This window comes from Paenibacillus silviterrae (assembly GCF_030167925.1).
Lineage (GTDB): Bacteria > Bacillota > Bacilli > Paenibacillales > NBRC-103111 > Paenibacillus_G > Paenibacillus_G silviterrae.
Genome location: NZ_JASKUT010000001.1, coordinates 4,044,340 through 4,058,535 on the forward strand (window position 1 = coordinate 4,044,340; position 14,196 = coordinate 4,058,535).

The 14,196-nt window shown below is 44.2% G+C and carries 7 protein-coding genes; all 7 read left to right on the forward strand.

The features are described 5' to 3' along the window. Window positions 1-35: 35 nt before the first annotated feature. Window positions 36-1,142, forward strand: a complete 1,107-nt coding sequence (locus tag QMO62_RS18685; RefSeq protein ID WP_284643187.1) for an MraY family glycosyltransferase — start codon at window positions 36-38, stop codon at window positions 1,140-1,142. 249 nt (window positions 1,143-1,391) lie between these two features. Continuing rightward, window positions 1,392-5,312 (forward strand): S-layer homology domain-containing protein, encoded by a 3,921-nt coding sequence (locus QMO62_RS18690; RefSeq protein WP_284643188.1) that lies wholly within the window; start codon window positions 1,392-1,394, stop codon window positions 5,310-5,312. Window positions 5,313-5,749: 437 nt separating this feature from the next. Continuing rightward, window positions 5,750-8,986: an S-layer homology domain-containing protein gene (locus QMO62_RS18695; protein WP_284643190.1), complete on the forward strand. Its 3,237-nt coding sequence runs from the start codon at window positions 5,750-5,752 to the stop codon at window positions 8,984-8,986. Between the two features lie 70 nt (window positions 8,987-9,056). Beyond that, entirely contained in the window at window positions 9,057-9,605 is a 549-nt protein-coding gene (locus QMO62_RS18700; RefSeq protein ID WP_372516687.1) for a hypothetical protein, read from the forward strand. Window positions 9,606-9,694: 89 nt separating this feature from the next. Next, on the forward strand, window positions 9,695-9,982 hold the full coding sequence (locus tag QMO62_RS18705) for an alpha/beta-type small acid-soluble spore protein (protein ID WP_284643193.1): 288 nt from the start codon (window positions 9,695-9,697) through the stop codon (window positions 9,980-9,982). 165 nt (window positions 9,983-10,147) lie between these two features. Continuing rightward, window positions 10,148-11,359: a methionine adenosyltransferase gene (metK, locus tag QMO62_RS18710; protein WP_284643194.1), complete on the forward strand. Its 1,212-nt coding sequence runs from the start codon at window positions 10,148-10,150 to the stop codon at window positions 11,357-11,359. 148 nt (window positions 11,360-11,507) lie between these two features. Then, window positions 11,508-14,129: a stalk domain-containing protein gene (locus QMO62_RS18715; protein ID WP_284643196.1), complete on the forward strand. Its 2,622-nt coding sequence runs from the start codon at window positions 11,508-11,510 to the stop codon at window positions 14,127-14,129. Window positions 14,130-14,196: the final 67 nt, after the last annotated feature.

Genomic DNA, 14,196 nt, shown 5'->3' on the forward strand with positions numbered 1-14,196 from the left:
GGGTTTTCATAGAAAAAGGGGCTGTGAGTAAACAGATGAACTTGTTATTCGGAATCGGCTTTGTAGCTGCATTATTTATTGCATTGCTGTTAACGCCGCTAGTCAAGCGCTTTGCCTTCTGGGTAGGGGCTGTGGATGCGCCTAACCAGCGCAAAGTACATAGCCGCATCATGCCAAGGCTTGGCGGATTAGCTATATTCCTTGCTTTTATCGGAGCTTATTTTATTGTCTCGCCCGCTATCGATACACTTCAAGCCGATGTGATCAAGGGATTGCTGATCGGCGGTACGATTGTGGTTATCATCGGTGCTCTGGACGACCGATTCGATTTGTCCCCAAAGGTGAAGCTGCTTGGGCAAATCCTCGCAGCAAGTGTCGTTGTATACAACGGCGTTGTGATTGATCTTGTGAATACGCCTTTTGGCGATACGACGATTTCGTTGTCATGGCTCGCTGTACCGTTGACCATCTTCTGGATTGTCGGTGTGACGAACGCGATTAACTTGATTGACGGTTTGGACGGACTATCTGCTGGCGTCTCCGCGATTGCCACGTTAACAATATTAGTGCTTGCCCTGATGATGGGCAACGTAACCGTTGTACTGCTTTGTGTAATTTTGCTGGGCAGCATCGGGGGTTTCTTGTTTTACAACTTCCACCCGGCCAAGATTTTCATGGGTGATTCCGGGGCGTTGTTCCTAGGCTTTTGCCTGGCCACCTTGTCCGTACTCGGCTTCAAGCAAGCTACGGTCGTATCCCTGCTCGTGCCGATTATGATCCTGGGCGTACCGTTGTCGGATACCTTCTTCGCCATCATGCGCCGCTGGGTGAACAACCTTCCGATTTCCGTAGCGGACAAGAGCCATTTGCACCACTGCTTGCTCCAGTTAGGCTTTAGTCATCGTACAACCGTGTTAATCATTTACGGTATTGCTTCGCTTTTTGGAACGTCGGCTGTGCTGCTGTCTTACATGTCGGAGCAGCAAGCGCTTTGGGGGGCCATTGTACTAATCGCTGTACTCTTATGTGTTCTCGTTCTTGGCGCGGAGGCGATCGGGATCATCAGCAAGACGAAGAAGCCGGTACTGCAATTTTTGAATAAAATCAGGCTCAAGACCCTTGGTTCCCGTATGACGAAATAAGAGTGTATAGGATAAAACCCATACCGCATTGGTGTGGGTTTTTTTGCTATTGTACTTTTCTGCCCAAATACCTAAATTTTTCATCTTTGATAACCGATAAAAAGGTACACGCAACTTTTTGCTTATTTTGGTTGTCTAATTTTGTAATTAACCATATCAAGGGAGGTAGGATTTGCACGAATCGGCTCGAAGCTAGGGAAGTACGCTATTTGTCACCATACATTTATAGTACATAAGGAGGAAATCCACTTGAAACGAATCTTGCGCACATGGACAAGCGCTTGGCTTGTTATGGCCTTGCTCGTGAGCTTATTGCCACCGATGACGGCTTTTGCTGCTGTGCAATTAAACATTACGAATTTAACAGTGAACTCGAGCACTAGCGATGCTGCTCCTGATGACGATGCCAGTGTTATTCGGGTAACGGCGAATCCGATTAGTGTGGCTGTAACCATTGATGGGATCGCAAGTGAAAATGTCAATTCCATCTATTATGAGATCACGAATGTGAACACAAACATCACTTCAGTCAATAAGACAAACAAGGCAATAGCATTAAATGCAAATGAAATTTCATTTAATAACGTAACTTTGCCTGAAGGCTTAAATAAAATTGTAATTAAATACGGAGATACTAGTGTCGTGTCCTCAAGAGCAGGATGGGCATACTTTACTCCGGTCACAAATATTACGAGTCTGAAATTCAACGGAGAGGATTTTGAGGACGGTGGCATGTACCCCAAGGCTCCTCCTTATACAGGATTAAGCGTTACCGGTGTTGCGAATAACTCAAATCAAATCCAGACGTATTATAACGGAAAGTTGTACGGACCAACCGTATTTAACCGCGGGGAATTTACATACCTTACAAACACCAACAGAACTACTGATCTTACCTTTGCACCGGGCGATAATGAAATTAAGATGATTGCCCAGAACAACACGAACAGTTATGTGTTAGATCGATCTTTTGTTTACGACAACGGACGGGCGTTCCCTTACAATTTGTTCATTGATAACGTAACGCCGGATTTGGTAGCCCCTCTGAAGCTGATCTCTACACCAACGATTTCAGAAGCTGGTATAAGCCAAGTGAATGTCACCGGCTTATTAAAAATGCCTGCGACGGTAGGGAACGCTGTTTATTACGATTATGCCCTTCTTTATGTGAATAGCGGGGCAAATAAAATTAAATATGATTTCAACCAAGGGAAAAATTATACTGTAGATGTAGGCAACTCAACCGAGACGGAGATAGGAAACATTACTCCTGACGGTACAAACTCCATATCTGGCAAACAAACGGTCTATTCCTTTAGCCACAACTTTGCCATTAACGGAGGATCTAAAGCACAAGAATTCCGTGTCGAGTTCTACCGAACAGGTAACCTTGTTGATTCTAGCAACTTTGCATTTTATACGGTAGACCCCAATACCGCATATGTTAACTCGGTGGATTATGTTCTTAACAATTCGTCTAATCTTAAGTTAAACGAAGCTGGGACAACCCAAATCAACAGCTTCCCAGCAACCTTTGTGGTCAATACAAACGATCAGGCAAAATCGGTGGAAATAGAGATTGATGGGAAAGTCTTCCCGCTAGCCAGTGATCCGGCCGCTGACGGGGTAGTCACAGGTAATAAAGCAACCATTACACTACAAGGGATAAGCGATGGCATCAAATCGATGCGTGTCATCCCGTATAAGAATGCTGATTTTACAGTCCCGTCCAATGAAGGGATTAAAAACTATACGATTAGCGTATCTGCTGCGCCATACGTCATCGTGAATCAAATCTACTCCGGACAAGTTTTCGCGAAGAAAGAGAATATCGGCTGTGGAATAGATCCGAATTCTTCGGCTACACCGAAGGGTAACTATCCAGCACCATGTTTTTCGGGACGTTTTGTAAACTTACCGGCTAGTGAGTATTCTAATGTACTGATACAATTAAACGGTATTGCTCTTACTCCGACAATTAATGCTGATGGTACCTTTGTAATTCCTAGCACCAATTTTATTGGTTCTGGTGTAGCTGCAGCGGAAATGGACAAGAATGGCAAGAAGACTCTCAAATTCTCCATTGAGCTGAATGGGAAACCTGTAACCGAAACAAGCTATGATATCTTTATACTTAGTGATCACATTCCAACCGTTCTAAAATTTGAGCCTTTGGAGGACACTATTGGTGCTCAGCAATTTAAGAAAACAGCTGACGATACTTATGTAACTTTGGCCTCTAATGTAACATTTGACGGACAGGTAAGGAATTCTAGTCAAACGCATAGCTCTGGGCCACAATACTCCATTAAATACACAGTGCCGGGTGAAACAACGAAACGCACAGTGCCCATTTCGAATGTGGTCAAGGTCATTGATCCCGGTGATCTAAGCTCAACGCCGAACTTTAATGAATCTTTTAAAGCTGTAGTACCGAATATGACCGCTGGCTCTGGGATTGCTCTGGAAAAAGACGGGGATTATTATTTTGAACTTACTGTTTCCAATAGCAGCGGTGTTATTTCAACGAGAACTATTAAAATAACGAAAGAAGTTCAGCCTTATGTTATTAAAACTCCTCAACTGATCAAAAATGCAGAAGGTAAAGATCAGGCCAACATTAATGCAAACTTCCAAACGATTGTGATTGAGGCAATCAAGGCGGATAGTGTGATTTTTGGCAAAGAGGAAGCCGTTAAAAACGGCAGTATCTTTACTTATGAAGCTAAGGACCTGAAACCAGGTAAAAATGAGATTAAATTTACCGTAAATCGTGGTACTGCTAAAACAAGTGGCAGCATCATTCTGTTCCATGTGAATACACCTCTAGAAGGTGCGATGTATAAGAGTGTTTTGTCGAGCAATATGAAAATTTTTGACGGTGATATTGAGCTTAAGTTCCCTAAAGATACAAAACTAATGCGTAATGATCGCAATGCTACGAAGCAGTATGTCAGTACGAATCGGAAGTTACTTTTTGGTATAGCGGACATTGATACAGGGCAAGTAGATAAGCTCAATGGCGAAAGCCCAAGTGGGCAATTCCATCTCAATGGCTCGGTCGAGAGAAATCGATTTAAAGCTGCAAGTAAGCTTTATTGGATTGATGCGGGAACCATCCGTGATCTTTCAACCATTCCAGCAAATAGATACCAGGAGAAGCTTAAGGATGCATTAGAAGGAAGCGGGACAATTCCTGTGCCTACAAATGCAGGTGTTACTTTACCTGAAGATATGCAGCCTGCGTTCTATTCGCGTGATTTAAGCAATCTGGTAGTTCCAACAAAGCGAGTAACTCTTACACTTAAGTATGACCCGTATATAAGAGATGATGCTTGGAAGTATGTTACGGTGTTCCAGTTCAACCGATTCGAGGATATGACCGGAGGCGGCTTCCCGGAACAAGGTTGGAGAAATATTGGAGGTATTGTAGATACTAAGAAAAATACGATTACGGTAGAAGTCGAATCATTTGGTTACTTCCAGGTAATGTATATGAACGACAGCTTTGAAGATGTAACCAATCATCCTTGGGCTCGTAATGAGCTCGATACTTTGTACTCAAAAGGGATGATGAAAAATAAAGACCCGGGTGGACGATTCTTACCAAATGACGCGATCAGCCGCGGTGAGTTTGTCACCATGTTGGTGAAAATTTTCGATATTCCATTGAAGAATTCCGATACGATCTCCCGCGTGAATAATCCGAATGATCCTAATTACCGTGGTACATTCGCGGACGTGCAGAGAGGTTATACAATCCCGAATAGTAATGGATTGTATGATTTCATGCATATCGAGGCTGCTGCACGTGCCGGTATTGTAAGAGGAACATCTCAAGGCTTATTCTTGCCTGGTAATGTCATTACTCGTCAAGATGCTGCTGTTATGATTGCGCGAGCGGCTGATTTGAAGATAGGAACAGATGATAAGAAGCTGCTTGATTCCTTAAATAAAACATTCACTGATGGCAGTACAATCGATTACTATGCTCGTGGAGCAGTTGAAGCGGTCAATAAGGCTGGATTCATTCAAGGGAAACCAAATGAAATGCTGCCGGGACAAAAACAGCAAACAATCCGTTTTGACCCGACTGACAACTTTACTCGAGCCGAGGCATCAGCAGTAGCTATGCGTGTGCTTCAACAACTGAAGAAAGTACCGAAATAAATGAAAAATGCCGCCATTATGGCGGCCCTTTTTATGTAGACCAAATGGAAAATACTTAGTGATGACGAAGTTGATAGATCGTTATATACTAAGTTTCGTAAGCGAGCGATACAACAAGTTGATAGACGAGTTGATACACGCCCCCAAGACCAAGACTCCTCGAAAAAAACATTTAAAAGTTTTTTTCTAAGAGCGCAACTTTTTGAGAAACACAGCGTTTAAATAGGTGTAACTCAAAAGGAACAGTAGAGAAGAGTTAGGTTTTGGAATATTTTTCACAATTTACTCTTTACCTGACTAGAATGCCGTTGTATAATGTTAAATGGCATGCGAGTCTCTACTACCCATTATTATTGTTTACTAGTTTCTGCAATCTTATACGTTGCAGACCTAACTAATAAATCCGCTCTAACTCTGGGAAGGGGGTGAATCGGCTAATGAGGGAATCGAGCTCAAATTTATCTAAACAAAACTCTCAACAACCGAAAGATATTCGAGGAGGAGAAAAAAAGGTTATGAAGAAAAGTTTATCCGCAATCGTGTCCCTGGCTATGGCGTTCTCCATGTTTTCGTCCGTAGCATTTGGTGCAGAAGCAACTACAACTACAAGCACTACTACAACAGCTACAGCTACAGCTGCTAAGAAAACTGTTGCAGATTTCAAAGATCTCGCTGACATCGACGCTGGTCTGAAAGCTAAGATCGAAGCTTTGCTGGCTAAAGGCGTGTTCGAAGGTACTTCCGAAGATTCCTTCGGTATCAAAGAGAACATGACTCGCGCTCAATTCGCAAAAGTTCTTACACTGATCTACGGTGTAGAAGTTGATATGAACGTGAAGGCTTCCAGCTTCTCCGATGTTAAAGCTGACGACAATGCTAACGCATGGGCGATTCCTTTCATCGAAGCTGCTAAGAAAAAAGGCCTGATCGATGGTATGACTGACAGCACTTTCGCTCCTGGCGAAAACGTGACACTTGGCCAATTCGCTACTGCATTGGTTAAAGGTCTTGGCAAAACTGTTAGCACAACAGGTACTCCTTGGTACTCCGATGCTATCAAGCAAGCTGTTGAACTGAAGGTTCTTCCTGAAGGCGTAGACGGCGCTAAGACAGCTACTCGTGCTGACCTGGTTGTTGGTGCTTACGGCGGTCAAGAAGCATACAACGCTCAACAAGGTCTTTCCGTTGAGGCTAAAGCAACTAACGCTAACCGCGTGACTATCAATTTCAGCAAAGAAATCGATACTGCCAAAGCTGTTATCGAGCTGACTAAAGATGGAGTTAAAGTTGCTCACACTGCAAAGTTTGCTGACGACAAGAAATCCGTTAACCTGACTACAGAGGGTAAAATTACTGCTGGAACTTATAAAGTTACAGTAAGTGGCTTGTCTGACAAAGCTATCGAGAAAGAGTTTACTGCTGAAGACGAGAAAATCGCTAAAATCGATTTTGTAACTGCCGGCGATACAATTGCACAAGCAGATAAGGTTAAAGTCAGAGTTAAAGCAACAAACCAATACGGCGAATTTGCTTCCTTCTCTGCAGGCAGCTACAGTACTCCAGGTTCTTCTCAAGTTAACAAAATCACTAAAGACGCTGACGGCTACCTGATTGTTGAAGTTGATACTAAAGACGACAACATCCCTATGGGCGTTGGTATGGTGACTATCACAATCATCAGCAACGAAAACAACAATCCTGTTACTGCAACTAAGACCTATAAAGTAGGTACTCCTCCAATTCTCTCGAAGTTGGAACTGGGTACTCCTAAGTATTCCGTAGGAACTAGCCTTTCCGGCCAGGGTGAAAACGTGAAGTTTGCACTTAACTTCTTCGACCAATACGGAAGCATGATGGATTACACAGATGCAATTTCCGGGACTAACAAGACAACTGTAATTTGGAATGACTTCGTACAAACAGGTACAATCGTTGATGCTGTAGAAGATGATAACGGAAACCCTGTTCTGAAGCTTTCCCTTTCTAAGAACCTTGATAAGTCCGGCGACTATAACTTTACAGTAATTAACTCTGCTGCTTCAGCTACTGGCAAAATTACTGTTAAGTCCAGCAAAGTTGCTACAAAGATTCAAATCGGTGCACTGGATGATGTAATTGCAGCTGGTGACGAAGAAGCATTCGTACCTGTAATTGCATATGATGCACAAGGCAATTTGTTGTCCGCTGAGGACCTCGTAAGTTCTGAAAACCTTGCTCGTATTAAGCTGTCTGGCAACGGATTTAGCAGCTCCACAGCTCAACTGTACCAATACGGAGAGAACAAAGGTAAAATTCGTCTGGATAGAATTCCTAACGAAAAAACTGGCGTAATTTCTGTGACAGCATTCATTGCTGAAGCAAACGTAACGAGCAATGCTACAAAGAACTTCAATGTGTCTGCTGCTCGTACGCCTGATCGTGTTAAAGAAGTAACTGCAATTGCACAAGAGGTAGTACCAGGTGGTTCCACTAAGTTTAAGTATCAAGTTATTGATCAGTACGGCAAGCCTCTTCAAACGTTGAAGAATGTTGACTCCCAAGGTAATGTTAACGCAGGTGGCGCAGCTTACCGCGTAACAGTAACTGCTAACACTTATGGTCAATCAGTTGTTACAGGCACTACAACTCTTGGTACTGCAGGACTCTTGGCTACCGAAGATAAGGATGCTGCAGACGCTCTAGTTGCTAAGTTTGACACTGATGGTGAAGCTAAAACAGCTGCTGACGGTAAGAATGCACTGAAAGACTGGCTGAACAATACAACTTTCCGTGTAGGAGCTTCTAACAGCGCAGCTCCTGGAACTAAGTTAGATCTGACAATTCTCATTGAGAAAGATAACAGAGATACTAAAGGGTTCCAGGAAACTTCTAAGTTGACCAAAACTGTTACTGTAATTCAAGCAGGTAAAGAAGTTGGTCAAAAGGAATTGACTTACTCCTTGAACTCGGTAGCTACACTTTGGAATGCTAAAGACAGTGAACTTACTCGTAAATATGATTATACAGTTCGCGAGTGGGGAAGCGACGGTAATCAAACAGTCGTTGAAAACACCTATTCCCTGACTAATGAAGCTCAATTGCAAGCAAACAGCAAGTTTGGTCGTGAACTTGTAGTTAGTGCGAAGAATGCTGCAGGCGAAACTGTGGGTATTCCTAAGACAATTACAAGCGCGTTCTCTTCCGATACAAACGTTGCTAACACTTATGTTGATGGGGCAGGAAAAGCATGGGTTATCGGTAACAAGGCTGGTACAGCTACTGTTAGCGTAAGCTTCAGAGCAGCTGACGGTTCTTACAAAACTGTAGAACAGCAAGTTACAGTTAAAGCTGATGCACTCAAAGTTGATAGAATTACTTTTGACGACAGAGAGTACAATGAAGACTTCAGCTTCCTTGCTTTCGACAAGATTAATGTATATGATAACTACGGTGTTAACTACGAAAACGGTGATGCTCAGAAGTATAACTACATCCTTGGTGTAAACTTCTCTGTATCTAACGTTAAGAGCGCTGATACAGCAGCTAAAGTTGTTGTAGACGCGTACGGTAACGTAAGAGTTACATCTACTCAGCCTGTAACATTTGACCTGACAGCAACATCTGCAACTGGTAAGTCTGCTGTAGTTACTATCTATGCTAACTCTGCTAATGCTGGGCGTTCTGTCAAGAACTAATTGTATTTAATAAAAGGAAGGCCCTTGTGGCCTTCTTTTTTTATAATTAACAAATTACGTAATATGAGAGGTGATATTGTTGAAAAGATTATTTCTTATAACATGCCTTATTTCGATAATTTTATTGGTAAGCAACTACTCAACAGGTCTAGGTGCAGAGGCAACAAGCCCAATAGAACCTGGTACAGTAAATGACCCCATAATAACAAAAAGTTACTTTGAACTAAATGTAAAAAAACTAATTTCTGATGAAGTAGCAAAGCAAAACGTGCCAAATATTCCTGTTAACCAATCAGAAGTTGAAAATCTGGCTGAATCAAGTAGATTATCTATCATCAAACTCGAGCACGGCCAATCCCTTTACGGTGGCTCAGGCACGGAGTTCATCGTCCGTACCGGGAAAACCATCGTCTTCAGCAATGACGAAAGCGGCATAGCCGACGTTACCATCGGCAAAGATATCATTGCTGGACAAGCCGTCGAGCTCAACCATATGCTCATCGTTCCGCGTGAAGGGCGAGGCATTAAGCCTGATCCTAAGAACAACCAAGAGATCTACGTGATGGTACGCGGCAGCTACCTTTTGACAAATGCTGATGGTTCGAAGGTTTCTCCATAATTTTACCCATGGAACCAATAGTTTATACGTTTCGGCATTCTACATAACCACCATACTAAGGGTACATTCCAACAAGGAGGATATCCATAATGGCTAAAAACGGTGGCAGCAACAACAAGGTCGTACCCGAGAGTAAACAAGCTCTTGATATCATGAAGTACGAAATTGCAGCTGAATTAGGCTTACCTGTTGGAAAACAGCTGGCTAACATGAACGTTGAATTTGCAACGGAGTTAGGTTCTATTCCTTCAGCTTCAATTAAAGAGGATTACTGGGGTCATATTGCAGCAAGAGATGCCGGTGCAGTTGGTGGGCACATTACCAAGCGGCTTATCGGTAAGGCCGAAGAGATGATGTTTAACCTGTCGGGACTATAAAATTTCTTTGAACTTATGCGAATTTATTGACAGTCATCGACATTTCCAGTAACATAAACAAAAGAAGGTAATCGACAAAAGAAACCTTTTCCACTATGGAAAAGGTTGATTTTTTGTATGGGTACATATTCGTTTATCAATACTAGTTGTAGGAGGTAATTCACTATGTCTAACCTTAAAGGCCGTCGTTTGTTTACGTCGGAATCCGTGACAGAGGGACATCCGGATAAGATTTGTGACCAAATCTCGGATGCTGTCCTGGATGCATTCCTTAAGAATGATCCTAACGCTCGTGTAGCTTGTGAGGTTTCCGTTGCTACAGGTCTTGTACTTGTTATCGGTGAAATCACAAGCCAATCCGAGTTTGTTGATATCCAATCCATTGCTCGTCAAACCATTAAAGAGATCGGCTATACTCGTGCTAAGTTTGGCTTTGACTCCCAAACTTGCGCAGTACTCGTTTCCTTGAACGAACAGTCTCCTGACATCGCTCAGGGCGTTAACAAGGCACTGGAAGCTCGCGAAGGGCAAATGACGGATTCGGAAATCGAAGCAATCGGCGCCGGTGATCAGGGCTTGATGTTTGGTTTTGCTACCAACGAAACACCTGAACTGATGCCGTTGCCGATCTCGATCGCTCATCAGTTGGCTCGTCGTTTGACTGAAGTTCGTAAGAACGGTACGCTCGCTTACCTCCGTCCGGACGGCAAGACGCAAGTAACCGTTGAGTACGATGGAGATACACCTGTTCGTATCGATGCTATCGTGGTTTCGACTCAACACGATGAAGCGATCACTTTGGAACAAATCCAAGCGGACATTAAAGAGCATGTCATTAAGCCAATCGTTCCTGCCAAATTTTTGGATGAGAACACCAACTATTTCATCAACCCAACAGGCCGTTTCGTTATTGGCGGACCTCAAGGGGATGCCGGCTTAACAGGCCGTAAAATTATCGTTGATACGTACGGCGGTTACGCTCGTCACGGCGGCGGTGCGTTCTCCGGTAAGGATCCGACGAAGGTTGACCGTTCCGGTGCCTATGCAGCACGTTACGTGGCTAAGAACATTGTTGCTGCCGGCCTTGCAGATAAATGCGAGGTTCAGCTTGCTTACGCTATCGGTGTAGCGAAGCCGGTGTCGATCGCTGTTGACACGTTCGGTACAGGTAAAGTAGAAGAAGAAAAGCTTGTCGAGCTCGTTCGCAAGCACTTTGATCTTCGTCCAGCCGGTATCATCAAGCAGCTTGATTTGCGTCGTCCGATTTACAAGCAAACAGCTGCTTACGGTCACTTTGGCCGTACGGATCTGGATGTTCCTTGGGAGCGCACAGATAAGGCTGAGCTTCTTAAGAAGGACGCTCAGGTTACAGTTTAATACCAGGGAAACCATTTGAAGAACAAATGGAGTGAAGACCCAATGGGTCTTTGCTCCATTTTTTTTGTCACATTTAGACAGTAACTTTTCTATTAATCTAGGAGTCTAATACAAAGGAGAGTGGAACAAGGAGAGGAGTGCTAACATCGTGGTAAAGCAAAAAGCATGGCGAAAAATGTCTGCAATGGTTCTATCAGCTACCATTCTAATGACGCAAGGTTGGTATACAAATAGAGTCGAGGCCGCAGAGCCCGAACCGACCGTAACTATGACGAGCCAGGAGATACTGACCTCTGGCGCGGTTTTGAAGAAATATGTATGGCAGGGGAAACGAAGCAGCAAGGATATCAAAGTAAATGGGAATGTCGTCGAGGTGGATCTGACGAACCCAAATGTAAAGCTGGATGTCATGACGGGGACGGAGAATCAGTTTACCCGCAAACAGACCGTACTCGGTATGGCCACGGAAACAAAAGCAGTTGCCGGTATTAACGGGGACTTCTATAATACGCAAGCCGAGGGGGTACCCATAGGCCCTCAAGTGAGCAATAGTCAGCTCATGGCGACACCGCCCTATCTTCCTGGCTTCTATAGCTTTGCGCTGGATAAGGATAATAAACCGATTGTGGACTTATTTACGTTTGAAGGTTCGATTAAGACCAAGAATGGCTCCAGTTATCCGTTAGGAGGGATCAATAAAACGTATTATTGGTTCGAGCCGGGCGGTGAGCACAGCCATATTGATGCGATGTTCATGTATACGAATGCTTGGGGACAGATCGACCGTTCAAATGATGGTGTCACCACTCCTACAGAAGTACTCGTACAGAATAACATCATTACTCAGATTGCCGAGGGTACGATTCTCCAAATGGTGGCACCCAAGGATGGCTATATTCTAAGAGCCGCGGGAAAAGCCGCCGAATTTGTGAAAGCGAATATGAAGATCGGGGACCCGCTCATCGCGGATTATAAGGTTCTTCCTCAAGACCCGTCCAAGACGTATGATGCGAAAAGCTTCCGGATGATGATCGGCGGCCATACGATAATGGTGGATGAGGGCATGCCGGCCGAATTCTCAAGAGAAGTAGCGAGCTTGTGCTGTTATCGTTCGCGAACAGCAATCGGGTATTCGAAGGATCTCAAAACGGCCTATCTTATCACGGTAGATAATGCAGGAGATAGTAAAGGGCTGAGCATGACGGAGCTTCAGCAATTCATGATTAAGGTTGGCGTGTGGAAAGGAATCAACCTGGATGGGGGCGGATCAACTCAGATGGTGACCCGTCCTCTGGGAGAGGTTACCCCAGTGTTAACGAACAAAACCGAAACCGGTCTGCAGCGTAAGGTGGTTAACGGTGTAGGTGTGTACTCGCTGGCACCGCAGGGAGAGGTCAAGGGATTGTACATTCAGGCTCCGAACGTGCTTTTTATCAATGAACAAGCACCGCTTAGTTTTAAAGCCTACGATATTTACTACAACCCGGTACAAACGGATAAAGTCAAAGCAGAGTGGTCGGCAGCAGATAATGCTGGGGTTTTTGTAGACAATGTATTTAAGCCGCAGAAGGCGGGAACAGCGAAAATCACGGCAAAATCCGGGCAGGGAAGTCAAACAGCTAATATTGAGGTTGCAGGACGCAATGATATCTCCAGTCTGAAGATTCAAGCAGACAACATGGCGCTATCACAAGGCGAAACATACAAGCTTCCGGTCCTTGCCACAACTAAGTCCGGTAAAACACGAGAGGTTCCTGCGGAGCTTATCAGCTGGGAGGTTGCGGGAATTCAAGGGGAAGTGAAGAATGGCGTACTTACAGTGAAAAGCCTGGAGGGCAGCACAGCGGCTCAGTTGATTGCCAGATATGATGGCTACAGCACGATGGTGACCATACCGGTAGGGGTCGATAAGGTGTGGTATGATCTAGATAAGAATGCCGTCATGACTTTGTCGGATGTGAAGCCGCAGGAGGTAACCGCCTCGGTTAATGTAAAGCAAGAACCTTCCGGCAATAAATATCTTGAGCTTGGCTACGATTTTACCAAAGGTACAGGGAACAAGTGGGCGTTCGCTACATTAGATACAAGAGTATGGATTGAAGGAAGTCCGCAATACTTGAAGCTGAAGGTCAATGGCGATGAAAGCTTGAATTGGCTGCGTGCAGAGATTTTGGACAATAAAAACGAGATCCATCGTGTGGACCTGGCCCGGAGCATCAACTGGAAGGGCTGGAAGCTGCTTACGGCCGACCTCTCGGAGTATAAGATCGAGTATCCGATCCGCATGAAGAGCATTTATGTGGTTAACGAGGAAATCGGACAAGACGAGAGAGCCGCCAAAGGGAAAATCGAGATCGATGACATCAGCTTCACCTATAAAGGCTCCGTTCCCCAACCAACCAAAAACAACGTTCAGCTCACCGTAAATAAGACAGCCGTATCCCTGAATGGCAAGGGCATGACGCTGGAGCAAGCGCCTTTCATTACAAAGGGCAATACGCTGGTGCCGATCCGTTTTGTGAGTGAAGCCTTAGGTGGAACGGTTCGGTGGGATGAACAGGAAAGAAAGGTCACTGTCATCCGGGGCGATAAGATGATTGATCTATGGGTCGATAATGTAGACCTAATCGTGAATGGGCAAAGAGTCACAGCGGAGGTTCCTCCAGTGATCATGAACAATCTCACTATGGTGCCTTTAAGGATTTTGTCGGAAAATTTAGGCTGGAAAGTAACCTGGGACGGGAATACCCAGCAAATTACTCTCCAATAATTAGTACTATATGCTCTCACATTGTAATTCAAATATGGTACTATATTGCTAGAACTACAAGAAAAAT